18 protein-coding genes are annotated in these 24,225 nt (G+C 68.3%); 10 read left to right on the forward strand and 8 right to left on the reverse strand.

The annotated features are described in order from the left end of the window. The first annotated feature begins 120 nt into the window (after positions 1-120). Positions 121-1,125, forward strand: a complete 1,005-nt coding sequence (locus ACZ5Z2_RS03030; protein WP_464760504.1) for a class I fructose-bisphosphate aldolase — start codon at positions 121-123, stop codon at positions 1,123-1,125. A 121-nt stretch (positions 1,126-1,246) separates the two neighbouring features. Here ACZ5Z2_RS03030 and ACZ5Z2_RS03035 read toward each other — a convergent pair whose 3' ends face one another. Continuing rightward, positions 1,247-1,834: a porin family protein gene (locus tag ACZ5Z2_RS03035; RefSeq protein ID WP_464760505.1), complete on the reverse strand. Its 588-nt coding sequence runs from the start codon at positions 1,832-1,834 to the stop codon at positions 1,247-1,249. Between the two features lie 156 nt (positions 1,835-1,990). Continuing rightward, entirely contained in the window at positions 1,991-2,584 is a 594-nt protein-coding gene (locus ACZ5Z2_RS03040) for a porin family protein (protein WP_464760506.1), read from the reverse strand. A 260-nt stretch (positions 2,585-2,844) separates the two neighbouring features. Between ACZ5Z2_RS03040 and tkt the strand changes: the two genes are divergently transcribed. Then, positions 2,845-4,845, forward strand: coding sequence for a transketolase (gene tkt / locus ACZ5Z2_RS03045; protein ID WP_464760507.1), 2,001 nt, complete (start codon positions 2,845-2,847; stop codon positions 4,843-4,845). 113 nt (positions 4,846-4,958) lie between these two features. Here tkt and ACZ5Z2_RS03050 read toward each other — a convergent pair whose 3' ends face one another. Both ACZ5Z2_RS03050 and ACZ5Z2_RS03055 read right to left on the reverse strand, forming a co-directional pair. Next, positions 4,959-5,594 (reverse strand): HAD hydrolase-like protein, encoded by a 636-nt coding sequence (locus ACZ5Z2_RS03050; RefSeq protein WP_464760508.1) that lies wholly within the window; start codon positions 5,592-5,594, stop codon positions 4,959-4,961. Then, the gene (locus ACZ5Z2_RS03055; RefSeq protein WP_464760509.1) at positions 5,591-6,772 is read right to left on the reverse strand and encodes a phosphoglycerate kinase; all 1,182 of its coding nucleotides are present in this window, start codon (positions 6,770-6,772) and stop codon (positions 5,591-5,593) included. Before ACZ5Z2_RS03055 ends, ACZ5Z2_RS03050 begins: the two co-directional genes overlap by 4 nt. A gap of 113 nt (positions 6,773-6,885) precedes the next feature. On the opposite strand from ACZ5Z2_RS03055, the gene maiA reads away from it, so the two are divergent. Continuing rightward, positions 6,886-7,548 carry a maleylacetoacetate isomerase gene (gene maiA / locus ACZ5Z2_RS03060; RefSeq protein WP_464760510.1) on the forward strand — a complete coding sequence of 221 codons (663 nt, stop codon included), beginning with the start codon at positions 6,886-6,888 and terminating at the stop codon, positions 7,546-7,548. 28 nt (positions 7,549-7,576) lie between these two features. Here the strand turns inward: maiA and ACZ5Z2_RS03065 are convergent, their stop codons facing one another. After that, positions 7,577-8,704 carry a PilT/PilU family type 4a pilus ATPase gene (locus ACZ5Z2_RS03065; RefSeq protein ID WP_464760511.1) on the reverse strand — a complete coding sequence of 376 codons (1,128 nt, stop codon included), beginning with the start codon at positions 8,702-8,704 and terminating at the stop codon, positions 7,577-7,579. 82 nt (positions 8,705-8,786) lie between these two features. Here ACZ5Z2_RS03065 and ACZ5Z2_RS03070 point away from each other — a divergent pair, with 82 nt between their 5' ends. The 5 genes from ACZ5Z2_RS03070 to glmS all read left to right on the forward strand — a co-directional run bounded on the left by ACZ5Z2_RS03070 (position 8,787) and on the right by glmS (position 14,144). Continuing rightward, positions 8,787-9,422, forward strand: a complete 636-nt coding sequence (locus tag ACZ5Z2_RS03070; RefSeq protein WP_464760512.1) for a DUF4398 domain-containing protein — start codon at positions 8,787-8,789, stop codon at positions 9,420-9,422. Continuing rightward, complete coding sequence (locus tag ACZ5Z2_RS03075) at positions 9,419-10,030, forward strand: hypothetical protein (RefSeq protein WP_464760513.1); 612 nt, start codon at positions 9,419-9,421, stop codon at positions 10,028-10,030. Before ACZ5Z2_RS03070 ends, ACZ5Z2_RS03075 begins: the two co-directional genes overlap by 4 nt. A 462-nt stretch (positions 10,031-10,492) precedes the next feature. Continuing rightward, positions 10,493-10,720, forward strand: a complete 228-nt coding sequence (locus tag ACZ5Z2_RS03080) for a YdcH family protein (protein WP_464760514.1) — start codon at positions 10,493-10,495, stop codon at positions 10,718-10,720. 134 nt (positions 10,721-10,854) lie between these two features. Next, positions 10,855-12,225 (forward strand): pyridoxal-phosphate dependent enzyme, encoded by a 1,371-nt coding sequence (locus ACZ5Z2_RS03085; RefSeq protein ID WP_464760515.1) that lies wholly within the window; start codon positions 10,855-10,857, stop codon positions 12,223-12,225. 89 nt (positions 12,226-12,314) lie between these two features. Next, positions 12,315-14,144 carry a glutamine--fructose-6-phosphate transaminase (isomerizing) gene (glmS, locus tag ACZ5Z2_RS03090; RefSeq protein WP_464760516.1) on the forward strand — a complete coding sequence of 610 codons (1,830 nt, stop codon included), beginning with the start codon at positions 12,315-12,317 and terminating at the stop codon, positions 14,142-14,144. A gap of 22 nt (positions 14,145-14,166) precedes the next feature. Here glmS and ACZ5Z2_RS03095 read toward each other — a convergent pair whose 3' ends face one another. The 3 genes from ACZ5Z2_RS03095 to ACZ5Z2_RS03105 form a co-directional block, all read right to left on the reverse strand. Continuing rightward, positions 14,167-15,462 (reverse strand): hypothetical protein, encoded by a 1,296-nt coding sequence (locus tag ACZ5Z2_RS03095; protein ID WP_464760517.1) that lies wholly within the window; start codon positions 15,460-15,462, stop codon positions 14,167-14,169. A gap of 178 nt (positions 15,463-15,640) precedes the next feature. Then, on the reverse strand, positions 15,641-18,913 hold the full coding sequence (locus ACZ5Z2_RS03100; RefSeq protein ID WP_464760518.1) for a TonB-dependent receptor: 3,273 nt from the start codon (positions 18,911-18,913) through the stop codon (positions 15,641-15,643). Between the two features lie 59 nt (positions 18,914-18,972). Then, the gene (locus tag ACZ5Z2_RS03105; RefSeq protein ID WP_464760519.1) at positions 18,973-21,549 is read right to left on the reverse strand and encodes a glycoside hydrolase family 3 protein; all 2,577 of its coding nucleotides are present in this window, start codon (positions 21,547-21,549) and stop codon (positions 18,973-18,975) included. A 289-nt stretch (positions 21,550-21,838) separates the two neighbouring features. Between ACZ5Z2_RS03105 and ACZ5Z2_RS03110 the strand changes: the two genes are divergently transcribed. Continuing rightward, the gene (locus ACZ5Z2_RS03110; RefSeq protein ID WP_464760520.1) at positions 21,839-22,852 is read left to right on the forward strand and encodes a LacI family DNA-binding transcriptional regulator; all 1,014 of its coding nucleotides are present in this window, start codon (positions 21,839-21,841) and stop codon (positions 22,850-22,852) included. 64 nt (positions 22,853-22,916) lie between these two features. Further along, positions 22,917-24,212, forward strand: coding sequence for an MFS transporter (locus ACZ5Z2_RS03115; protein ID WP_464760521.1), 1,296 nt, complete (start codon positions 22,917-22,919; stop codon positions 24,210-24,212). Positions 24,213-24,225 lie beyond the last annotated feature (13 nt).

The raw sequence follows: 24,225 nt of genomic DNA on the forward strand, positions 1-24,225 counted from the left end.
CGGAGATATCGAGCAGGCTCTCAGTCGGTTTCGTTATAATCCGCGGCCTTACATCCCGCCGCCCGCCAGGGCGGCATCCACCTTGAACGGGCGGATCACGCCTCGTCGTACGGAGCCGTCATGAGTATCGAAGATCTCGAAAGCGTTGCGCTGGCCATGGTCGCCCCCGGCAAGGGCATCATCGCCATCGACGAGTCGACCAACACCATCAAGAAGCGTTTCGAGGCCGTCGGCATCGAGAACACGGAAGAGAACCGCCGCGCCTACCGCGAGTTGCTGCTCACCACGCCGGGCCTCAACGAGCACATCTCCGGCGCGATCCTGTACGACGAGACCATCCGCCAGTCCACCAAGGACGGCGTGCCGTTCACCCAGCTGATGAAGAAGCTCGGCATCATCCCGGGCATCAAGGTGGACAAGGGCCCGGTGCCGCTGGCCGGCTTCCCCGGCGACGTGGTCACCGAGGGCCTCGACGGCCTGCGCGAGCGCCTCGCCGAATACGTGAAGCTGGGCGCGCAGTTCGCCAAGTGGCGCGCCGTGATCAACATCAGCGAGGACAACCCGTCCTCCACCGCCATCGAGGCGAACTGCCACGCGCTGGCGCGCTACGCCGCGCTGTGCCAGGAGGCCGGCCTGGTGCCGATGGTGGAGCCGGAAGTCATCATGGACGGCGACCACAGCATCGAGGTGAGCTACGAGGTGCACGAAGCCGTGCTGCGCAGCCTGTTCGGCGCGCTGTACGAGCAGAACGTGATGCTGGAAGGCACCATCCTCAAGGTCAGCATGGTGATCCCGGGCAAGGATTCCTCCGAGCAGGCCGACGTCGAGGAAGTGGCCGAGGCCACCGTGCGCGTGCTGAAGACCTGCGTGCCGGCCTCGCTGCCGGGCATCGTGTTCCTCTCCGGCGGCCAGACCGACGAGCAGAGCACCGCCCACCTCAACGCGATGAACCGCATCGGCCCGCACCCGTGGCCGCTGTCGTTCTCCTACGGCCGCGCCATGCAGCAGGCCGCGCTCAAGCTGTGGGCCAAGGACATGAAGGCCAACTACGCCGAGGCGCAGAAGACCGTGCACGCGCGCGCCAAGGACAACGGCCTCGCCGCGCTGGGCCGCTGGAACGGCTGAGTGTTTGAATTTTGCGATCGACTGCGATCGCGAGAGCCAGGCGGGCGGCCATCCGTGGCCGCGCCGCTCAAACGAAACGGGCGCCTCGCGGCGCCCGTTTCGCTTTTGCCTGAAACACGCCTCAGAAGCGATATTCGGCGTTGACCGAGAAGACGCGCGTGCCGATCTCGTACTCGCCGCGGCTGCGCATGTTGTAGTAGTCGAAAGCCGCTCCCACGCTCCAGTGCTTGTCGATGTCGTAGCCGGTGCCCAGGCCGGCGTACCAGCCGAGCCCCTGCTTGCTGGCGCGGTCGGTTTCCGTGAAGGTGCCGTCGTTGATCGTGGCAGTGGCCTTCAGCTTCCACAGGAAGCCGCCGGCGCGGGCCGACATGTACCAGTGGTCGTTGAAGTTGAAGTGGCCGTTCAGGCCGAGCGTCCAGCCATCGCCCTTGAGCTTGTAGCGGTCGCCGTAGCTGTCCTTCGAGCTGACGCTGCCGAGGTTGGTGTAGCCGGCCTCGAAGCCGAGGATGCCCTGGTCGCGGTAGCCCGCGTTGAGCATGAAGGCGGTATTGCTGTCGGTGCCTGTGCCATCGCCATCGACCGTGGCCTTGTAGTGGGCGGTGCCGACATTGCCGTTGACGAACCAGCCATTGGTCTGGTCGGCGTGGGCGGTGGCGGCGAAGAGTCCGCAGGTGGCGGCGACGAGCGTAAGCAGTTTCCGGTTGTCCATGAAGGGTTTTCCTTGTGCCCTGAGAAATTGTCGTGTCGCCCTTTCCAGCGACCGCCGGATGTTAAGGGCGTGTTTGCAAGGCTTCAAGGATCGCCAAACGGACGAAGGGCGCCTTGCGGCGCCCTTCGTGGTTGCGTGCAACCGGCGATGGCCTGGTCAGAAGCGGAATTCCGCGCTGGCCGAGATCATGTCGGTGCTGAGGTCGACGTTGTGCTTCTTGGCGTCGAAGTAGTCGTAGTTCAGGCCGACGCTGACGTTCTGCGTGAGGTTGTAGCCCACGCCCACGCCGCCGTACCAGCTGTTGTCGTCCAGGCTCTTGCGCACCGGGTTCACGTCGTTGCTCATGCCGTGGCCGGTCCAGCTGTAGAGGCCGGTGCGGGCGCTGAGATACCAGCTCGGGCTGAGGTCGAGGTGGGCGTTCACGCCGGCCGTCCAGCCGTGCAGCTGCGACTTGCCGGGGGCGACCACAGGCTGGCTGTTGAAGATGTTCTTCGCACGGATGTTGCCCAGGTCGTTGTAGCCCACTTCCGCGCCCAGCGCGAAGTTCGGCGACAGTGCCCAGCGGTAGCCGCCGTTCAGCGCGTAACCGGTGTCGTGGCCGTCGTACGGGCCCTTGTCGATGGCGGTACGGCCCACGTTGCCGTTGATGAACCAGCCGCCGTTGTCGGCCGGCGCGTTCTGCGCGAAGGCGGCGGGGACGGCCAGCAGGCCGGTGGAGGCGAGGGCAAGGGCGAGCAAAGTCTTCTTCATGGAGAGTCTCCTGTTATGGGAAGGCGGTCGCCGGTCATGGGGAAAGAGCCGGTGCCGCATGTCCGGCATCGGGGAAATGCCGGACACAGTGCTTGGATGGTTGCCGGGGGCGAAAGATTCAATACTTGCTAGTTCAGTATTAAGTCGCGATTAACTTTTGCGGCAAGGCGCCCACGAGGCCATCGAGCGGTCATCGTGCGCGACAGCCTCGTGCGGATCGGGGACAATGCGCGTTTTCCGTCGCCGCCCGGAGCTTTCCCATGACCACCCGCCGCCAACTCGCCAATGCCGTGCGAGCCCTTGCCATGGATGCCGTGCAGAAGGCCAATTCCGGTCATCCGGGCATGCCGATGGGCATGGCCGACATCGCCGAGGTGCTGTGGAACGATTTCCACAGCCACAACCCGGCCAACCCGCACTGGTTCAACCGCGACCGCTTCATGCTTTCCAACGGCCACGGCTCGATGCTGCAGTACGCGCTGCTGCACCTCACCGGCTACGACCTGCCGATGAGCGAGCTGGAGCGCTTCCGCCAGCTGCATTCGAAGACGCCGGGCCACCCGGAGGCGCACCACACGGTGGGCGTGGAAACCACCACCGGCCCGCTGGGCCAGGGCATCGCCAACGGCGTGGGCTTCGCGCTGGCGGAGAAGGTGCTGGCCGAGCGCTTCAACCGGCCGGGCTTCGACGTCGTCGACCACCACACCTGGGTGTTCTGCGGCGACGGCTGCCTGATGGAAGGTGTTTCGCAGGAGGCGATCTCGCTGGCCGGTACCTGGAAGCTGGGGAAGCTCACCCTGGTCTACGACGACAACAACATTTCCATCGACGGCGAAGTGCCGGGCTGGTTCACCGACGACACCGCGATGCGCTTCGAGGCCTGCGGCTGGCACGTGATCCGCGACGTGGACGGCCATGACGCGGAGAAGATCAAAGCCGCGCTGGCCGCCGCCAAGGCCGAGACCGCCAGGCCCACGCTGGTGATGTGCAAGACCATCATCGGCTTCGGCTCGCCGCACAAGGAGGGCACCGAGGCCTGCCACGGCGCGGCGCTGGGCAAGGACGAGGTGGCCGCCGCGCGCGACATGCTGGACTGGCGTTCCCCGCCGTTCGAGATTCCCGCCGAGATCTACGCCGGCTGGGACGCCAAGGCCGCCGGTGCGAAGCGCGAGGCCGAGTGGAACGCGCTGTTCGACGCCTACGCCAAGGCGCACCCCGAGCTGGCCGCCGAGCTGAAGCGCCGCCTCGCCGCCGAGCTGCCCGCGGACTGGGCCGCGAAGTCGCAGGCCTGGGTCGACAAGCTGCAGGCCGAAGGCCCGGACGTGGCCAGCCGCAAGGCCTCGCAGATGACGCTGGACGCCTACGGCCCGCTGCTGCCGGAACTGATCGGCGGCTCGGCCGACCTCGCGGGCTCCAACCTCACCCTCTGGAAGGGCTCGGTGAGCGTCACCGAAGCCAGCCCGAACGCCAACTACATCCATTCCGGCGTGCGCGAGTTCGGCATGACCGCGATCGGCAACGGCATCGCGCTGCACGGCGGCTTCATCCCCTACGACGCCACCTTCCTGGTGTTCTCCGACTACGCGCGCAACGCGGTGCGCATGAGCGCGCTGATCCCCGCGCACTCCATCCACGTCTACACCCACGACTCGATCGGCCTGGGCGAGGACGGCCCCACCCACCAGCCGGTGGAGCACCTGGCCAGCCTGCGCATCATCCCCAACAACCGCGTGTGGCGCCCCTGCGACGCGGTGGAATCGGCGGTGTCGTGGAAGGCCGCGGTCGAGCGCCGCGAAGGCCCGTCCTGCCTGGTGTTCTCGCGCCAGACGCTGAAGCACCAGCAGCGCACGCCGCAGCAGCTGGCCGACATCGCGCGCGGCGCCTACGTGCTGTCCGACCCGGCGGATACCAAGTTCAAGGCCATCCTGATCGCCACCGGCTCCGAGGTGGAACTGGCGATGGAGGCGATGCGCACGCTGGCGCAGCAGGGCGTGCCGGTGCGCGTGGTGTCGATGCCCTGCACCGAGACTTTCGATGCCCAACCACCGGAATACCGCGAAGGCGTGCTGCCCGGCTGGTGCCGCGCGCGCGTGGCGGTGGAAGCCGCCATCACCGATTTCTGGCGCAAGTACGTGGGCCTGGACGGCGAGGTGATCGGCATGACCACCTTCGGCGCCTCGGCGCCGGCCGAGCAGCTGTTCGACTACTTCGGCATCACCGTGGCGAACGTGGTCGATGCGGTGAAGCGCGTCGCCGGCTGACGCCTTTGCGTTTTCCCTCTCCCCTCTGGGGAGAGGGCAGGGTGAGGGGCTGCACTCGCGTGGATCCATCCAGAAACAATGCCGGCTCCATCACGGCCCTCGTCTGCGCGAATTCAGGCGTGCAGTAATTGGGGTAGCTGGCCGGGCTCGTCCGCCAGCGCCTGCGCGCCGGCCAGTTCCAGCTCCTCGCGGCTGCCGAAGCCCCACAGCACGCCGACGGCGCGCACGCGATTGGCCAGCGCGCCTTCGATGTCGAAGCGGCGGTCGCCGATCATCGCGGCCTGCTCGGGCGAAGCGCCGAAATCGGCCAGCGCGGCAGCGATCATCGAGGCCTTCTCGCTGTGCGGACTGTCCGGATCGGGGCCGTACAGGCGGCTGAACGCCGCGCCGAACGGCAGGTGCTCGACGATGGGGCGCGCGTGGAGTTCGGGCTTGCTGGTGACCACGGCCAGGGTGTGCCCGGCCGCCTGCAGCCGCTCGATGGTTGCCGCGATGCCGGGGTAGACCGCGTGCTCGCGCCAGCCCAGCGTGGCGAAGCGCTCGTGGTAGTAGTCCACCGCCGCCTCGACGCGCGCGGCGTCATGCTCCAGCAGCGGCGCGAAGCCGTGCCGCAGCGGCGGGCCGATCCACGGGCGCAGGTCGGCCGGCGCCGGCACGCCCAGCTTGTCGAAAGCGTAGCGGATGCAGGCGGTGATGCCCGGCTCGGAATCGATCAGCGTGCCGTCGAGGTCGAACAGGCAGAGCGTCACTGGCCGGCGCGCGCCTTGAGCGCGGCCACCGCCGGCAGTTCCTTGCCTTCGAGAAATTCGAGGAACGCGCCGCCGCCGGTGGAAATGTACGACACGTCCTTCTCGATACCGTACTTGTCCACCGCGGCCAGGGTGTCGCCGCCGCCGGCGATGGAGAACGCGGGCGAGGCGGCGATGGCGCGCGCCAGCGTCTCGGTGCCCTTGCCGAAGGCGTCGAACTCGAACACGCCGACCGGGCCGTTCCACACCACGGTGCCGGCCTTGGCGATCAGCGCGGCGTAGTTCGCCGCCGTCTGCGGGCCGATGTCGAGGATCATCTCGCCGTCGCGCACCTGATCCACCGGCTTCACCGTGGCCGGCGCGTTGGCGGAAAACTCCGGCGCCACTACCACGTCCACCGGCAGCGGCACTTCGGCGCCGCGGCGCTTGGCGTCGGCCAGCACCTTCTTCGCGGCGTCGAGCAGGTCGGGTTCGACCAGCGAATTGCCCACCGAATGGCCCAGCGCGGCGATGAAGGTGTTGGCGATGCCGCCGCCCACGATCAGCTGGTCGACCTTGCCGATCAGGTTCTCCAGCAGGGTGAGCTTGGTGGAGACCTTGGAGCCGGCCACGATGGCCAGCAGCGGGTGCGCGGGGTTCTCCAGCGCCTTGCCCAGCGCGTCCAGCTCGGCCGAGAGCAGCGGGCCGGCCGCGGCCACCGGTGCGAACTTGATGACACCGTGGGTGGAGGCCTGGGCGCGGTGCGCGGTGCCGAAGGCGTCCATCACGAAGATGTCGCACAGCGCGGCGTACTTCTTCGACAGGGCTTCGTCGTCCTTGCCCTCGCCCACGTTCATGCGGCAGTTCTCGAGCACCACCACCTCGCCATCGGCCACGTCCACGCCGTCCAGGTAGTCGCGCACCAGGCGCACCGGCTTGCCCAGCTTGTCGCCCAGCCAGGCCGCCACCGGCGCCAGCGAGGAGGCCTCGTCGAACTGGCCTTCCTTTGGGCGGCCCAGGTGCGACAGCACCATCACCTTGGCGCCGGCGTCGCGCGCGGCCCTGATCGTCGGCAGGGCGGCATCGAGGCGCTGGGTGGAGGTGATCCGGCCGTGGTCGTCGATCGGCACGTTGAGGTCTTCGCGGATCAGCACGCGCTGGCCGTGGAGGTCGAGGTCGCTCATGCGCAGGACGGTCACATCAGGCTCCGGGAGTGGCGATGGCCGCGGCGGCGGCAGGAACCGCGTATTTTCACGCCCGTTAGGAGGGGATGCAAATTACACTGCGCACTTTCGGCGGCGGGGCGCGCGTCATGACCTACGATCTCGTGCTGTATGGCTACTGGCGTTCCAGCGCCGCCTATCGCGTGCGCATCGCGCTGAACCTCAAGGGACTGGGCTACGAAAACCGCCCCGTGCACCTGGTCAAGGACGGCGGCGAGCAGCACGCGCCGGCCTACGCCGCGATGAACCCGCAGCAGCTGATACCTTGCCTGTGCGATGGCGACCGGGTGCTGACGCAGTCGCTGGCGATCATGGAATACCTCGAGGAACTGCATCCCGAGCCGCCGCTGCTGCCGGCCGATGCGCGCGGCCGGGCGCAGGCGCGGGCGATGGCGCAACTGGTGGCCTGCGACATCCATCCATTGGGCAACCTGCGCGTGCTGCAGTACCTGGAGGGCGAACTGGGCGCCGACGAGGCGCAGCGCGGCGCATGGTCGCGGCACTGGATAGCCACCGGCTTCGCGGCGCTGGAGGCGATGCTGGCGGAAAACGCAGCCACCGGCCGCTTCTGCCATGGCGACATGCCGGGCATGGCCGATGCCTGCCTGATCCCGCAGGTGTACAACGCGCGGCGCTGGAAACTGCCGCTGGACGACTACCCGACGATCCGGCGCATCGACGCGGCGTGCAACGAGCTGGAGGCGTTCCAGGCGGCGGCGCCGGAAGTGCAGCCGGACGCGCCGAAGGGCTGACCCGGCGCCTTGAGGCGTGGCACGGGGTTCAGAACCCCATGCCGTACGGGTCGTTGCTGCCGCCCATCAGCGCGTTGCTGTCCGAGCCGCTGCCACCGCCTTCGGCAAGGCGGATCTTCAGCGCCAGGCCGTCGCGGGAGTCGGCCTTGTTGAGCGCTTCCTCCAGCTCGATGCGGCCTTCCTTGTAGAGCCGGTACAGCGACTGGTCGAAGGTCTGCATGCCGTCCTGCAGGCTGCGATCCATCGCCTCCTTCACCTCGTGGATCTGGCCGCGACGGATCATGTCGCGGATCAGCGGGGTGTTCAGCAGCACCTCCACCGCGGGTATGCGGCGGCCGTCCTTGCCGATCACCAGGCGCTGGCTGATCACCGCCCTGAGGTTCAGCGCCAGGTTCATCAGCACGTTCTTGTGCGCCGACTCGGGGAAGAAGTTGAGGATGCGCTCCAGCGTCTGGTCGGCGTTGTTGGAGTGCAGGGTGGCCAGGCACAGGTGGCCGGTCTCGGAGAACGCGATGGCCGCTTCCATCGTGTCGGTGTCGCGGATCTCGCCGATCATGATGACGTCCGGCGCCTCGCGCATCGCGTTCTTCAGCGCCTCGTGGTAGGTGTGCGTGTCCAGCCCCACCTCGCGCTGGTTGACGATGGAGCGCTTGTGCCGGTGCAGGTACTCGATCGGATCCTCGATGGTGAGGATGTGGCTGGACGAGTTGGTGTTGCGGTGGTCGATCATCGAGGCCAGCGTGGTGGACTTGCCCGAGCCGGTGGCGCCCACCACCAGGATCAGCCCGCGCGGCTCCATGATCAGCTCGCGGAAGATCGGCGGCAGCTGCAGCTGCTCCACGTTGGGGATCTCGCTCTTGATCGCGCGGATCACCATGCCCACTTCGCCGCGCTGCTTGAACACGTTGATGCGGAAGCGCCCGGCTTCCTTCACCGCCAGCGCCATGTTCAGTTCGAGGTCGCGCTCGAACTGCGGCACCTGGCCTTCGTCCATCAGGGAGTAGGCGATTTTCTTCACCATGCCGCCGGGCAACCCGGTGTTGCCGAGCGGGTAGAGCTTGCCCTCGACCTTGATGTTCACCGGCGCGCCGGTGGACAGGAACATGTCCGAGGCGCCCTTGTCGACCATCAACTTGAGGAAGTAACCGATGTCCACGCCGAGTCCCCTGTCTGTTCTCGTTGCATTGAGCGAATGCGCACGCCCACAATAAGCGCAGAAGCTTAATCAGGAATGCGTGATGGTGCACATCTCCCTTTTATCGACCCGGCGTCCGACCGGCTTGAGCGCGCCGGTGCGGGCGGGTCTGCTGGCCGGGTTGCTGCTGCTGGCCGGTTGCGCCAGCGTACCCCCTCCGAACGAATCCATGAACCTGGCGCAGTCGCAACTGCAGGCCGCGCATGACGCCGGCGCGGCGGATTACGACCCGGTGGATCTGGGCTTCGCCCAGGACAAGTTCCAGCAGGCGCAGGGCGCCATGGCCGCCCGCAAGTACGCGCTGGCCGCCGACCTGGCGGCCGAGTCGCGCGCCGACGCCGATCTGGCGCGGGTCAAGGCCGACCTGGGCGCGGCGCGGGCGCAGATCCAGGCCAAGATGGACGCCAATGCCGAGTTGCGCGAAAAGGGCGCGCAAGCCGCCGCCGCGGCCGCCGCCGAGTTCGCGAAGCCCTTGCCGATGCCGGCCGTCGCCGGCTCGGCGGCACCGCCCGCCAGCGCCAGCACGCTGCCGCCGGCCGCGCCGGTGGAGGATATGCCGGCGCCGCCGGCGTCCGTGCTGTCGGCGCCCTCGTCGGGCGATGGCTTCCAGCCCGCGCCCGCGCAGAACCAGGATACCGACGCAACACAGGGCTTCCAGCCCGTGGGAGGTCAGCCATGAAGCGCGCCGCCATCTTGTTCGCCACCAGCCTGCTCGCGCTGGGCGCGGCCGGCGCCGCGCAGGCGCGTCGCGACGACATCGACGTCAGCCGGCTGACCAGCAACCTCAACCAGCTCGCCGGCGACCCGGTGCTGGGCAATTACGCGCAGGCCGAGCAGTCGCTGGCCCGCAACGCCATCGCCCAGCTGGCACAGGCCGGCTCCAGCGAGCGCCCGCACGCGCTGTACATGGCCGAACGCCTGGTAGACACGGCGCGCGCCTCCGCGCAATTGCAGGATGCCCAGATGAAGCTGGCCCAGCTCGACCGCGAGCACGACCAGATCCAGCTGGAAAACACCCGGCGCGAAACCGAGACGGCGCGCCGCGAACTGGAGCGCCAGCGCCTGCAGTACCAGATGGCGCAGGAAGAGGCGCAACGCCTGCAGGAGCAGGGCGAGGCCTATTCGCAGGCGGCTCAGCAGGCCCAGGCCGAGGCCGCCAAGGCCAAGAGGCTGGCCGAGGCGCAGGGCCGCGTGGCGCGCGCCGCCAAGCGCGAAGCCGCGCTGGCCGCCAAGGCCGCCAAGGCGATGCGCGCGCAGATGCAGCAGGACGCGGGCGGCAAGCCTTAGTTTTTGCGATCGTCCTTGATCGCGGAGATCAAACGGGAGTGGTCTTTGCAATCGTCCCTGATTGCGAAAGTCAAACGGGCAGCCATCCATGGCTGCACTCCTGGACAAAGCGGCTACCGATTCACCTGCAGGCACGGCGCCGCGAAAGCGGCGCCGTGTGTTTTTGGGGCAGGCGCAACAAGCTGCTCCGGCAGCTTTTCATGCCTGTTTCACGCCGTTTTAGCGGTCAGGAACACCGGCTTCCGCGTGGGCTTGCGGCACTTTTCCGGGGGGAGTAGGGTCGAACCCATGGAGCCGTTCCGCTCCATGCCTGCCGGTTCGAACCATGCCCCACTTTCCCGTCCATGTTCCGCCCGCCAACCGAGTCGTCGGTGCGGGTGGGCGGGAGCGTGTGCGCGTGGCTCGCACGGGTGGATGGGCGCGCTCGTGCGCCCGCATGCTTACTCACGAGGAGGTTGGATCATGTTCGAAAACCAGCAGCGTGATGACGTCGAAGCATTGATGAAGGCCAATGCGGAGTTCCGCCGGCTCTTCCAGCACCACCGGGAACTCGACAGCAAGGTGCACGACGCCGAGATCGGCGTGCTCCCGCTCGACGACTTCACCCTCGCCAGCATGAAGAAGGAAAAGCTGCACGCCAAGACGCGCCTCGAGCGCATGTGGGAAGGCCGGCGTTCGCTTTCCAGCTGATCGCAGATCCGCCCGCGTCAACGACGGCCCCGGCCCGCTTCCGCGCAGGAAGCCGACCGGGGCCGCGACGTTTCGCGGGGGCGTTTCGGCGCTCGGCTATCATGGATGCCTTTCCGGCGAGCGATGGTTTCTCCATGACGATACGGCGCAGTGTCCTCGAACTGATCGGCAACACCCCGATGCTGCGCGCGCAGCGCCTGGACACCGGGCCGTGCGAGCTGTTCCTGAAGCTGGAGAGCGCGAACCCGGGCGGCTCGATCAAGGATCGCATCGGCCTGTCGATGATCGAAGGCGCCGAGAAGGCCGGCAAGATCAAGCCCGGCGCGATCCTGGTCGAGGGCACCGCGGGCAACACCGGTCTGGGCCTTGCCTTGGTGGCGCAGGCCAAGGGCTACCGGCTGATCCTCGTGGTGCCGGACAAGATGAGCCGCGAGAAGATCTTCAACCTCAAGGCGATGGGCGCCGAGGTCGTGCTCACGCGCTCGGACGTGGCCAAGGGCCATCCCGAGTACTACCAGGACATGGCGGAACGCATCGCGCGCGAGACGCCCGGCGCGTACTTCATCAACCAGTTCGGCAACCCCGACAACCCGCGCGCGCACATCGAAACCACCGGGCCGGAAATCCTCGAGCAGATGGACGGGCGGATCGACGCCATCGTGGTGGGTTGCGGTTCTTCCGGCACCATGACCGGCCTGTCGCAGTACTTCGCCGAGACCTCGCCGCAGACCGAGATCGTGCTTGCCGATCCAGTGGGTTCCATCCTCGCCCAGTACATCAACGAGGGCACGCTCTCCACCAAGTCGTCGAGCTGGCTGGTAGAAGGCATCGGCGAAGATTTCCTGCCGACCATCAGCGATTTCTCGCGGGTGAAGAAGGCCTACGCGATCAGCGACAAGGAGAGCTTCCTTGCCGCGCGCGAACTGTTGGCGAAAGAAGGCGTGCTGGGCGGTTCCTCCACCGGCACCCTGCTCGCCGCGGCGCTGAAGTACTGCCGCGAGCAGACGGCGCCGAAGCGCGTGGTGACCCTGGTCTGCGACACCGGCAACAAATACCTCTCCAAGCTCTACAACGACTACTGGATGCTGGACAACGGCTTCCTCGATCGCGAGCAGCACGGCGACCTGCGCGACCTGCTGCTGCGCCCGTTCGCCAAGCGCGACACCGTGGTGATCGGCCCGCACGAGCTGCTGATCACCGCCTACACGCGCATGAAGCTGTACGACGTCTCGCAGTTGCCGGTGATGGACGGCGACCGGCTGGTGGGCATCGTCGACGAATCGGACGTGCTGCTGCACGTGCACGCCGACGAGACGCGCTTCCGCGACCCGGTGTCGGTGGCGATGATCAGCGACCTGCAGATGCTCGACGTGCGCTCGCCGATCGAGTCGCTGCTGCCGGTGTTCGAGCGCGGCCACGTGGCGATCGTGATGGACGGCGAGCAGTTCCTCGGCCTGATCACCCGCATCGACCTGCTGAACTGGCTACGCCGCAAGGTGAACTGACGAGCTGACATCGGTGTCGAAAGCCGGTTGAAACGCGTGGGCGGCACAGTCCCCGCCTTCGCTTGCATCCACCGACACGGAGCTTCGCCATGTGTGGAATCGTTGCCGCCGCCGCCCAGCGCGACGTGGCGCCGTTGCTGATCGCCGGCCTCAAGGCGCTGGAATACCGCGGCTACGATTCGGCCGGCCTGGCCGTGCTGGAAGGCGGCGAGATCCGCCGCGTGCGCGCCAAGGGCAAGGTGCGCGAGATGGAGGCGCAGTACCAGGCCGCGCCGTTCCCCGGCGGCACCGGCATCGCGCACACGCGCTGGGCCACCCACGGCGTGCCGAACGAGGCCAACGCGCATCCGCACGTCGCCGGGCGCGTCGCCATCGTGCACAACGGCATCATCGAGAACTACGCCAGCCTGCGCGAGGAGTTGAAGGCGCGCGGCCACGTGTTCACCTCCGAAACCGACACCGAAGTGATCGCGGCGCTGATCGAGCAGCGCCGCGCTGCGGGCGCGAACCTGCGCGACGCGGTGCTGGCCGTGGTGCGCGAACTGGAAGGCGCCTACGCCATCGCCGCGATCAGCCGCGATGAGCCCGGTCGCGTGGTTGGCGCGCGCCGCGGTGCGCCGCTGCTGGTGGGCGTGGGCATCGGCGAGCACTTCCTCGGCTCGGACGCGCAGGCGCTGATCCAGGTCACCAACAAGATGATCTACCTCGACGAGGACGACGTCGTCGAGATCACCCGTGAGCGCGTGCAGGTGTTCGGCCTCGACGGCCAGCCGGTCGAGCGCGCGGTGCACGAGAGCGAGCTGTCCGCCGATGCGGTGGAACGCGGCGAATACCGCCACTACATGCAGAAGGAAATCTTCGAGCAGCCGCGCGCGGTGGCGGACACGCTGGAATCGCGCATCGGCGCGCACGGCGTGCTGCCCAACATCTTCGGCGTGGGCGGCGACGAATTGCTGGCCAAGGTGCGCGGCCTGCACATCATCGCCTGCGGCACCAGCTACCACGCCGGCCTGGTGGCGAAATACTGGATCGAGGAATACGCGCGCCTGCCGGTGAGCGTGGAGGTGGCCAGCGAATACCGCTACCGCGAGGCGGTGGTGCCGGAGGGCACCTTGTTCGTGGCGATCTCGCAGTCCGGCGAAACCGCCGACACGCTGGCCGCGATGCGCGAGTCGCGCCGCCGTGGCTACCTCGGCACGCTGGCGATCTGCAACGTGCCCGAATCCTCGGTGGTGCGCGAGGCCGACCTCAAGCTGATGACCCGCGCGGGCCCTGAAATCGGCGTGGCCTCGACCAAGGCCTTCACCACCCAGCTCGCCGCGCTGGCGCTGCTGGCGCTGCGGCTGGCGCGGCAACATGGGCTGGACGATGCGCGCTACGCCGACCTGTGCGCGCAACTGCAGCACCTGCCGCATGCCATCGCGGATGCGCTCAGGCTGGAACCGCAGATCGTGGAGCTGGCGGCGCATTTCATCCCGCGCCACCACGCGCTGTTCCTGGGGCGCGGCGCGCAGTTCCCGGTGGCGCTGGAAGGCTCGCTCAAGCTCAAGGAAATCTCCTACATCCACGCCGAGGCCTATCCCGCGGGCGAACTGAAGCACGGCCCGCTGGCGTTGGTGGACGAGGACATGCCGGTGGTGGCGGTGGCACCGAACGGCCCGCTGCTGGACAAGCTGAAATCCAACCTGCAGGAAGTGCGCGCCCGTGGCGGCGAACTGATCGTGTTCGCGGACAGCGCTGCGCCAATGGATGGCAATGCCGCCCGCGGCCACCTGCTGCGCGTCGACGCCGGCGGCGACTTCATCGCCCCAGCAGTGTTCACCGTGCCGCTGCAACTGCTGGCCTACTACGTGGCCGTGCTGCGCGGCACCGACGTGGATCAGCCGCGCAACCTCGCCAAGTCGGTGACGGTGGAGTAGGCCTTCCGCCTCTGTGCAGCCTTTACCGCGTGACCGTGCCTCTCACGGGCACGTAGGGATTGCGGTTCAACGCGGCGAGTACGGCCCATGCCGTCGCCGCGAGGTGCGGCTGGTGGTAGTAGTACGAATACGCTGCGGTGATGCGCGCCTGGGGCGTGGCGTAGAGGAAGCCGCCGGGCGATGCTTGTCGTGCGACCGACGCCAGCAGCTTGTCCGCTTCGACCTTGCGGCCCAGCCAGCGATAGGTGAGCGCCGCTTGCGCGGTGCCTTCCGTCCATAGCCCGTCGCGCGCGTCGGTGAAATCGAAGCCGCCTTCGACGGCGTTCGTGCGTTCCACCCAGGCGAGCGCGCGCCGCCATTGCTTCGGCGCGTTCGGCAGGAGCTGCGCCCACAGCTGCACGTCGAGGGCGGAGGGCGTGCGCAGCGGCGTCGCGCCGTCCGGCAGGGTGCCCATCCAGAAATGGCCGCTCGCCGCGTCCCATTGGGCGGCGACGAAACCGCGCGCTTGCCTTGCCGGCGCGGCCCAGTCGCCCGGTGCGGCGATGCGCTGCAGCCACTCGAACAGCGCGGCGAGGTCGATGTTGTGCTCGGTGGATTTCCACGTCGCCTTGCGCGGTACCAGCAGCCAGGATTCGATGCCGCCGTCGAAGCCGCCCGCGCCACGCGCGTCCGATGCGTGGGCTACCACCCAACCAGCGAGGCGGATCGCCGCGTCGCGCCAGCGCGCCTCGCCGGTGGCGTCGTGCAGGGCCAGCAGCGCCAGCGCCGCCCACGCGACGTTGCCGCACGAGGTGCCGTCCTGGTACGCGCTGGCGTAGTCGTGCGCGGCGTCGATCCAGCGCTTCCGCCTTGCGTCCCACCAGCCGTTCGGCTGCGGCCCGTCGCTCCCGACGGCGCACGCGCGGTAGGCGTCGCGCAGGCGCGTGCCGTTCATTGCCGCGAGTCGCAGCGCTTCGCCGATGCGCGCGGCCTGTGGCCGCTGGCCACAGGCGAGCAGGGCGATGACGGCCAGCGCGTTGTCGTAGGTGAAGGCCGCCGAGTGCAGTGGCGGAAGATCGGGCGCACCTTGTCCGCGCCGGCTGTCGTAGCTGCGCAGCAGGACGGGGCCGTTGCCCGGTGTCGCATCGACACGCCCGGCGATGGCGCGACACGCCGCGTTCGCCAGGCTTTCGTCCCTCGCTGCGGCCGTCGCGATGCCGCCGCTCCACGCGGGCATCGCGGCCGCTGGCACACAGGCGGCCAATGCCAGGCCCATGGCGATCATGCCCAACCGGCCGTGGCGCGGCTTGCCGAAACGGGTCGCGGGAAACGCAGTCATCAACCACCTTGCCGTTTCGGCTGCGAAAGCGCGAGCGTGTCGCAGCCATGGCCGCGCGGACGAAAAAAATGCCTTCATGCCAGCCTGCCGGCATCGGCATGAAGGCAACGGGGAATGGAGTGCCGCAACCGTCCTGCCTCGCCGGTACGCCGGCGAGGCAGGAGCGGGTCGCCCGCGGTCAGAAGCTCGCGCGCAGGCTGAGGTTGTAGCGAGTGTCGTTGCGGAAGAAGCCCTTGGGCACGGTCAGGCCGTCGGTGTTGACCACCTCGCGGGTCTTGAACGTCGAGTTCAGCAGGTTGGCCACCTGCAGCGCGACCTTGACGTGGTCGTTGAGCGAGTAGATCAGCGAGCCGTCCAGCTGCCCCTGCGGGTCGGCCAGAACGGGCAGCAGCGGGAAGTCCGCTTCCTGGTTGGTGAGCAGGAACTGCGAGCGCCAGTTCCAGGCCAGTCGCGCCGACAGCGGGCCCTTTTCGTAGTACACGGTGAAGTTGAAGGTGTCGCGCGACAGTTCCTGCGGCGGCAGCTTGTGCTGGTTGGTGCACTGCGTGGCCGTCAGGTAGGTGGTGGGGCAGTAGTTGACCGAGCCGAATCCCAGGCCGTGCGGCTTGATGTAGGTGTAGTTGATCTGCGTGCCGAAGCCGGACAGCCAGCCGGGCAGGAAGTCGTACTTCTGCTGGTAGGCCAGTTCCGCGCCGCCCACGCTGCCCTTCTGGTCGAGGTTGGCCAGGCCCACCGTGTACTGCTCCGGATAGGTCACGCCGTTGTTCGTCACCGAGGTGCTCACCACGTTGGTGATGTACTGGATGGTGTGGTTCAGCTGCTTGTAGAACAGCATGCCGGTGAGGGAGCCGGCATTGCCGAAGTACCACTCCTGGGTCAGGTCGAAGTTGTGCGCCGTGATGGGCTTGAGGTAGGGGTTGTGGCCGCCGTTGTTGCCCTCCACCGTGGGCGTGGAGGTGGCGTTGGTGCCGTAGGGCATCAGTCCGGTGACCGATTGCCCCGCCGCCAGCTGGATCAGCGAGGGGCGGTAGATCGACTCGGAGAACGCGAAGCGGGTGATGAGGTCGTCGGTCCAGCCGACGGCGAGGTTGAAGCTGGGCAGCCAGTTGCCGTAGCTGTTGCTGGCCGTGATCGGGGCGTACGCGCCGTTGGCGAAGGCCAGGTACTGCTGTTGCTGCTCAGGCGTCAGCGAGCAGAAGACGTCGCCGGCCTGGGTGTTCGGCCCCGACTTGCAGTGCTCCGCGATGCTCTGCCCGTTGAGCACGGTCTGCTGGTTCGGCAGGAACAGGTAGCCCGAGGCGTCGTCCTGGGTATGCACGTAGCGGATGCCCACGTTGCCGCTGATCTGCAGGCCGCTCAGGAAATCCATGTTGCCGTTGCCGAAGTTCAGGCGCAGGTAGGTGGCGTTGGTCTTCTCGTCGTTGGCGGAGACGTCCTGCGGCAGGTAGGAGGTGCCCGGGATGAAGGCGTAGGGCGAGTTGTACAGGTCGCTTTCGTAGGTGGTGTAGTAGGGGTTGGGCTTCGAGCCGGGGTTGGCGGCGAAGTACTGCTGGTTGGCCTGGTACCACATCTGGTTGATCTGCTTCATGGCCGCGACGGACGGCCAGAACTGCGTGATCGGGTTCATGTTGAAGAAGGGAGCGACGATGCCGAAATTGCCGTTGGAGAAGGCCGGCAGGTCGAAGTTGTACGGGGCGACGAACCCGGGCGTGTCGCCGGCGGTGATCACGTTGGCGCCCGGGCCGCTCGGCGAGCTGACGGCCTGGTAGTTGAAGCCGGTGTCCTGCACCGTCTCGCCCTGGTCGCTGTGCCGGAAGCCGAACTGGATGTCGTCCAGCGGGCCCTTGTCCACCTCGAAGGTGCCGTCCAGGCGGAAGGCGCGCTGGTTGCCCCAGGAATAGCGATGGGAATCCTGCGCCGAGGCCCAGTAGGTGTTGGCGGGATTGGCGAAATACTGCGCCGCCGTCTCCTTGGGATCGGGCGACAGCACCGCGACCGTGGGCACGTTGTTGCCGTGCAGGGCCATGTACCAGTTGGCGTTGGTCAGTTCGCGGATGTAGTAGTAGGCGTAGTCGTAGTCGGAGTGCGTGTCCTGCGCGTCCAGGCTGAGGTGCAGCCGGTCGTTGACGTTCCACTTCAGGTTGAAGCTGTAGTCGTTGGTCACGTAGCGGCTCTTGAACGCGGTGTTGTCGAGCTGCGTCGGGAAGCCGCCGTAGCCCGGGTAGGTGTAGCCGGGGTTGGGCAGGGCCGTGATGGTGCCCGACTGGAACACGCCGTTGGCGTCGTAGGTGGGCGTGGTGCCCGTCAGCGGGATGCCGCAGGTGGCGGGAAGCGACCAGCCGCAGCCGTCGGTCGAGGCCTGCAGGGTGTGCTCGTAGGTGGTCTCGGTGTCCGAGGCGCGATCCCATTCCAGCGTGGCCTGCCAGGTCTTGTCCGGGCTTTCCCACTGCGCCGCGAGCACGTGGCCGAAGCGCGTGCTGGTTTCGTCCTGGCTGCGCAGGTCGCCGCCGACCGGCACGTAGTAGTAGGGGCCGTTGGTGCCCTCGGCCAGGCCGGGGTAGCTGTCGGCGCTGGGCGCCCAGGCGGGCATCGGCACGATGCAGCCGTTGCAGCGCCGCTGGAAGTTCACCAGCGAGATCCCGTTGTCGGTCTGCTCGATGCGGTCGTAGGCCAGGTTGGCCAGCACGCCGAAGCGGCCGATGTCGGTGTTCCAGTTGTGGCTGACCAGGCCGGCGATCTGCGGCGTGCCCTTCTTGGCCAGGTCGCCCCAGTAGTCGCCGAGGGTGACGGAGGCCTGCGTGTCCTTGTTGCTGTCGAAGGGCTTGCGCGTGTTGAGGTCGATCGAGCCGGCGATGCCGCCTTCCAGCATGTCCGCCGTCTGGTTCTTGCTCACCACCACCGAGCCGATCAGCTCAGGCGACACCGTGGAGAAGTTCAGGCCCTGGCCGCCGCCGGCGGAGAACACCTGGCGGCCGTTGAACAGCGTGCTGGTGTAGGGCAGGCCCTGCAGGCTGATGTCCGTGCCCTGGATGGAGAAGTGATCCGGGTCGTTGGGGATGCCGGCGGCGCTGACCGCCACGCCCGGCACGCGCTGCAGGGCTTCGGTCACCGACAGGTCGGGCAGCGAGCCGGCGTCCTGCGCCGAGATGGCGTCCACCACCGTGTCGGAGAAGCGCTTGATGTCCTGCGCGCGGTTCAGGCTGGACGAGTAGCCGTTGACGGTGAGGCCGGTGAGCTGCTTTGCTGCCTTCTCGTCGGCCGCGGTCGCGGCCTTCGCCTTGTCCGCCTTGCTGTCCTTCTTCGCGTCGGGCGCGGTCTGCGTGGCCTGGTCGGTCGTCGCGGGCGCGGTCTGCGCATGCAGTTGCCCGGCCGCGAACAACGCCATCGCGATCGCGAGGGACAGTCGGCACGGTTGCTTGGTGTGGCGCGCTTGCGTGGATTGCTGGTTCATTTTCCCCTCCGGAGCTGCAATGAGTACTCGACTGTTGCGGCTTTGCGCCGCGTTGTTTGTCACTTGTCCCCGCTGCCGGCCGGGCGCGGTTGCAGACTGGCGCACGGCAGGTCGCGGCGGTTCGCGGTGGCGATGGAGCTGATGCGGATGTCCGCGAAGGACGCGGCGAACGGCGCGTCGGCCGCGATCTCGAACGGCACGTCGACGTGCGCCAGGTTCACGCCGCGCTCCGCGAAACATGCCAGCGGGATCGACACGCTCTGCCGCGTGCCGGTGGCGTAGCCGGCGAGAACCGGGCCGAGGTCGAGCTGGCCGCCGCAGTCGCTGCCGCACTCCATGCGCAGCGTCACCGGGCCCTTGGCGGGCGCGTCGACCACCACGTCGAACTGCAGCGCCGCGCGGGCGGCAGCGAGTTTCGTCAGGTCGACCGGCTGCGCGCTGCGCGCGAGGAAGCGGCCGGCGCCCTGCCATGCGACGGCCTTGGCGTCCTGCTGCGTGTCGACCTGCGCGGTGCGCAGGCGCAGCAGCGGGTGGTCGCCCGGCCACGCGATTTCGGCGTTGAGATCCGAGCCCACGGCGCGTTCGCCGTGCGCCGCGTCGGCGAGATACAGCGCGAACGGCGCCACCGCCAACGTGTGGAACACCGGCAGGCTGGCCGCATCGGCGCAGGCCTTCACGTCGGCGTGCTCGGGCAGCGCGGGCAGGTCGTGCCGTGTGGGATAACGCAGGCCGTAGCCCGGCTCGAACAGCCAGGGCGACGCGCCGGCTTTGCCGGCGTCGGGGCAGGGTACGCCGGGCCAGGGGCGCGGCAGCGTGCCGCTGAAGTTGTCGCGCTGGCTGCCCTGGCCGGCGGCGAACAGCACGTCCGCCACGCCGCCGCCTTCGCTGCCGGGCAGCCATGCCATCACGAAGGCGTCCGTCCGGTTGAGCAGGGAATTCACGAACAGCGGCCGACCCGCCACGAACACCGTCACCACAGGCTTGCCGTACTGCGCCACCTTCTTCAGCAGGGCCGCGTCCTCCGGATAGCGGTCGCCGAAGCGCAGGGTGGACGACGGCGCGATGTCGCCCATCATCTCCGCCGACGGCGTCTCGCCGATCACCGCCACGATGGCGTCGTAGTCCTTTGCGTCCACGCCCTGCGCGTTCTCGCTGTAGGTGACGTTGGCCGCGCCGTCGGCGTTGCGCAGGCCATTGAGGATGCTCTGCGCGTTGGGGAAATCGGCGTTGGCATTGTCGGTGCCTTGCCAGGTGAGCGACCAGCCGCCGGCCTGGTTCGGCAGGCTGTCCGCGCTCTTGCCGACCACCAGCAGCTTCATGCCGCGCTTCAGCGGCAGCACGCCGTGGTTGTTCTTCAGCAGCACCAGCGATTCGCGCACCGCGCGCCGCGCCAGCGCGCGATCCTGCAGCAGGCTGGCGTCGCCGGCGCCGGGCAATTGCGAGGGGCGCTTGCCGTCGAACAGGCCCATGCGCAGCTTGGCGCGCACGATGCGGCTCACCGCGTCGTCGATGCGCGCCATCGGGATCTGGCCGTCCTGCACCTCGTGCATGGTGTTGGCGATGAAGGCCTTCCAGTCGCCCGGCACCATCGCCATGTCGATGCCGGCGTTGATCGCCTGCGGGCAGCTCGCGTTGCTGCAGCCGGGCAGCTGGCCGATGGCGTTCCAGTCCGACACCACGAAGCCGCGGAAGCCCATCTTCCGTTTGAGCGCGTCGGTGAGCAGGGCGTGCGAGCCGGACATCTTGCCGTAGTCCACGCCGTCGGCGCGGTCGTTCCAGCTGTTGAACGAGGCCATCACGCTGAGCACGCCGGCCTCGAACGCGCCGTAGTAGCCCGCGCCGTGCACGTTGACCATGGTGGACTTGTCGACGCGGGCCTCGCCCTGGTCGGTGCCCTGCCAGGTGGCGCCGTCGCCGACGAAATGCTTGGCGGTGGCCATCACGTTGTGCGGGCCGAAGGCGCCCTGCATGCCTTCCACGTAGGCGCGCGCATAGGCGTGCACCCATTGCGGCTGGCTGGAGAAGCTCTCGTAGCTGCGGCCCCAGCGCACGTCCTGCGCCACCGCCAGCGTGGGGGCGAAGGCCCAGTTGACGCCGGTGGCGCGCACGGCCCTGGCGGTGGCGGCGCCGACCTCGCGCGCCAGTTCCGCGTCGTGCGCTGCGCCCAGGCCCACGTTGTGCGGGAACAGCGTGGCGCCGTACACGTTGTTGTCGCCGTGCACCGCGTCGGTGCCCCAGATGACGGGGATCTTCACCGCCATGTCGGTGTGCATGGAGGCGTCGTAGTAGCTGTCCGCCAGCGCCAGCCAGTCCCTGATCGAGGCGTGCTTGTCGTTGTTCGGCCAGGTGCCGCCGCCGTTGAGCACCGAACCGATGTAGTAGCGGCGCACCTCGTCCGGCGTGATCGACTTGATCTCCGCCTGGGTCATCTGGCCGACCTTCTGCGCCAGCGTCATGCCGGCCACGATTTGACGCACGCGTGCGTCCAGCGCGGGATCGTCGCCGTAGGCGCCCTTGATCTCCGGCCAGTCGGCGTAGTGCGTGGCCGGCGGCACGTCCCGCGCAGCGGTCTGGCCGCCGGCGATGCACGCCAGGGCAGCCATCGCGGCCAGCCGGCTCCAGTGACGATTGTTCATCAACCCTATCCCTCGCATGTTGCGTGTTCCCCGCCGGGCCGGGCATGGCCGAAGCCGCGCCGCCCGCATTGCGGACGATTCGCCGGATGGATGTTCCCCTTTCCCCGTGCGTTGCGAACCGCGCCGCACGGGTCTTGCGTTCGTCGCAAGCTAGTCAAATCTACAAGCGCTGTCAACAGAAAATACAAGCGCTGGACTTTTTGAGCGAAACGGGCGAATCCGGGCGACCGTGCGCCGTCCACTTCGGGTAGCATGGGCCGCTGCAAGCCATACAGGGGCAAGACCGCACATGCCTGCGAGAATCGAAGATGTCGCTGCGCATGCAGGCGTATCCACCAAGACGGTGTCCCGTTTCCTCAACGGCTATCCGAACGTGCGCGCGAAGTTGCGCGAGCGCATCGAGGCTTCGATCCTTGCGCTGAACTACGTGCCCAATCCGTCCGCGCGCGGCCTGGCGGGAAACCGCTCGTACCTGGTCGCGCTGCTGTACGACAACCCGATGGCCGGCTCCAGCTACACCATGGAGTTGATCGTCGGCGTGCTGCAGGCGTGCAAGGGGACGCCGTACAACGCGGTGCTGCATCCGTTCGAGGCGACCGACGACCTGGCCGCGCAGATCGACGGCTTCGTGGCGCAGCACCGCCCGGACGCGCTGGTACTGGTGCCGCCGCACGCCAACAACGCCAGGCTGCTGCAGCGCCTCGACGAACTCGACATACGCTATTCGACGATCTCCTCGAAGCTGCGCCAGTCGCGCATCGACATCGGCTTCGACGAGCGCCGGGCCGCGGCGGAAATGGTCGAGCATCTCGTATCGCTGGGGCACCGGCGCATCGGCCACATCACCGGGCTGAAGGGGCACGGCGCGCACGCCTGGCGGCTCGCCGGCTATCGCGACGCCCTGCGCCGGGCCGGCATCGCCTTCGACGAGTCGCTGGTGGTGCCGGGGGATTTCACCTTCGCATCGGGCGTGGCCGGGGCAAGGGCGCTGCTCGACCGGCGCCGTCCGCCCACGGCGATCTTCGCGGCGAACGACGACATGGCCTGCGGCGTGATGCGCGAAGCCTACGAACGCGGCTTGACGATTCCCGGCGACCTGTCGGTATGCGGCTTCGACGACACGCCGGCGTCGCTGCTCGTTTCGCCGGGCCTGACCACGGTGCGCCAGCCGTGCCGCGAGATCGGCTGCCAGGCCGCTGAAAGCGTGCTGCAGTCGATCCGCGACCCGTCTCTGCGGCAGCAGGCGCGGGTGCCCTATCAGGTGCACCTGCGCGAATCCACGGCCGCGCCCGGAAAGCCGTAGGATTGCCCCGTGCCGCCATGGCGCCTGCGAAGGCCCGCGTGCGGATCCATGGGGATGCGGGACGGTGATCGACGACAAGCTTGAAGCTGCTGCGCGCGGACTCCCGCAAGCCGGTTCGGTTGCCGGCGAAGTGCCGTGCGCGTGTTCCGTCGGCTGGCCGTTCATCGCGGCCTACGGCGTGGCCTACACGGGCCTGTGGATGGCCTTGCTGCCGCCGATCCTGGTGGGGCTGGCGATGCGCGTGCGCGAGATCGCCCCGGCGGACGCGACCGCCAGCCTGTCGCTGGTGGTGAGCGTGGGCGCACTGGTCGCGCTGTTCGGCAATCCGTTCTTCGGCCGCCTGTCGGATCGCACGGCTTCGCGCTTCGGCATGCGCCGTCCCTGGCTGGTCGCCGGCGCGCTGGGCGGGACGGCGGGACTGGCGACCATCGCGGTGGCGGCGTCGGTGCCGCAGTTGCTGCTGGGCTGGTGCATCACGCAGCTCGCCTTCAATGCGGAGCTGGCCGCGCTGGTGGCGATCTTTTCCGACCAGATTCCGGCGTCGCAGCGCGGCACGGTGTCCGGCATCGTGGGCGTCAGCCTGCCGCTGGGCATGACGGCGGGCACCTTCCTGGTGCAGGCGGTCGAGCATTCCACCCTCGCGGTCTTCCTGTTGCCGGCGGCCTTTGCGCTGGTAGGCGCGATCGGCCTGGCCTGGATGCTGCCGGATCGCCGCCTGGCCGCATCGCGGCGGCCCCGCTACGGCTGGCGCGAGTTCCTCGGCAGTTTCTGGATCAATCCGCTGCGTTTTCCCGATTTCGCCTGGGCGTGGAGCAGCCGCTTCCTGCTCTACACCGGGGTCGCGCTGCTGATGACCTACCAGGAGTTCTACCTGATCCAGCACCTGGGGCGGGCGCCGGGCGAAGCGCCGCGGCTGATCTTCCTGTCCACCCTGGTGCAGTCCTGCGCGGTGGCGGCGTTCAGCGCCGTGGGCGGCGGCCTGTCGGACGCGATCGGGCGGCGCAAGGCCTTCGTGTGCGGCGCGGCGCTGGCCTATGCGCTGGCCCTGCTGACGGTCGCCTTCGCCGGTTCGCTGCCCTGGTTCCTCGTCGGCATGGCGCTCGCCGGCACGGCACAGGGCGTGTACGTGGCCGTCGATCTCGCGCTGGTGACCGACGTGCTGCCGGAGCGCGAAACGCACGCGGCCAGGAACCTGGGCATCTTCAACATCGCCAGCGTCATGCCGCAGTCGCTGATGCCGGCCATCGCACCGGGCATCCTGCAGGCCAGCGAAGGGAGCTACTCGGGCCTGTTCGCCGTGGCGGCGCTGTTCGTGGCGCTGGGCGCCTGGGCCATCCTGCCGGTGCGCGGGGTGCGCTGAGGGTTTGTTCGAA

It is taken from the genome of Rhodanobacter sp. G1 (genome assembly GCF_055397855.1).

What these genes read in the sequence shown, in the direction of transcription:
- ACZ5Z2_RS03085 (WP_464760515.1), top strand. Translation starts at nt 10,855, where the DNA reads ATGACGATACGGCGCAGTGTCCTCGAACTGATCGGCAACACCCCGATG.
- ACZ5Z2_RS03105 (WP_464760519.1), bottom strand. Translation starts at nt 21,549, where the DNA reads ATGAACAATCGTCACTGGAGCCGGCTGGCCGCGATGGCTGCCCTGGCG.
- ACZ5Z2_RS03080 (WP_464760514.1), top strand. Translation starts at nt 10,493, where the DNA reads ATGTTCGAAAACCAGCAGCGTGATGACGTCGAAGCATTGATGAAGGCC.
- ACZ5Z2_RS03100 (WP_464760518.1), bottom strand. Translation starts at nt 18,913, where the DNA reads ATGAACCAGCAATCCACGCAAGCGCGCCACACCAAGCAACCGTGCCGA.
- ACZ5Z2_RS03035 (WP_464760505.1), bottom strand. Translation starts at nt 1,834, where the DNA reads ATGGACAACCGGAAACTGCTTACGCTCGTCGCCGCCACCTGCGGACTC.
- ACZ5Z2_RS03110 (WP_464760520.1), top strand. Translation starts at nt 21,839, where the DNA reads ATGCCTGCGAGAATCGAAGATGTCGCTGCGCATGCAGGCGTATCCACC.
- ACZ5Z2_RS03095 (WP_464760517.1), bottom strand. Translation starts at nt 15,462, where the DNA reads ATGACTGCGTTTCCCGCGACCCGTTTCGGCAAGCCGCGCCACGGCCGG.
- ACZ5Z2_RS03070 (WP_464760512.1), top strand. Translation starts at nt 8,787, where the DNA reads ATGGTGCACATCTCCCTTTTATCGACCCGGCGTCCGACCGGCTTGAGC.
- maiA (WP_464760510.1), top strand. Translation starts at nt 6,886, where the DNA reads ATGACCTACGATCTCGTGCTGTATGGCTACTGGCGTTCCAGCGCCGCC.
- ACZ5Z2_RS03030 (WP_464760504.1), top strand. Translation starts at nt 121, where the DNA reads ATGAGTATCGAAGATCTCGAAAGCGTTGCGCTGGCCATGGTCGCCCCC.
- tkt (WP_464760507.1), top strand. Translation starts at nt 2,845, where the DNA reads ATGACCACCCGCCGCCAACTCGCCAATGCCGTGCGAGCCCTTGCCATG.
- ACZ5Z2_RS03075 (WP_464760513.1), top strand. Translation starts at nt 9,419, where the DNA reads ATGAAGCGCGCCGCCATCTTGTTCGCCACCAGCCTGCTCGCGCTGGGC.
- ACZ5Z2_RS03040 (WP_464760506.1), bottom strand. Translation starts at nt 2,584, where the DNA reads ATGAAGAAGACTTTGCTCGCCCTTGCCCTCGCCTCCACCGGCCTGCTG.
- glmS (WP_464760516.1), top strand. Translation starts at nt 12,315, where the DNA reads ATGTGTGGAATCGTTGCCGCCGCCGCCCAGCGCGACGTGGCGCCGTTG.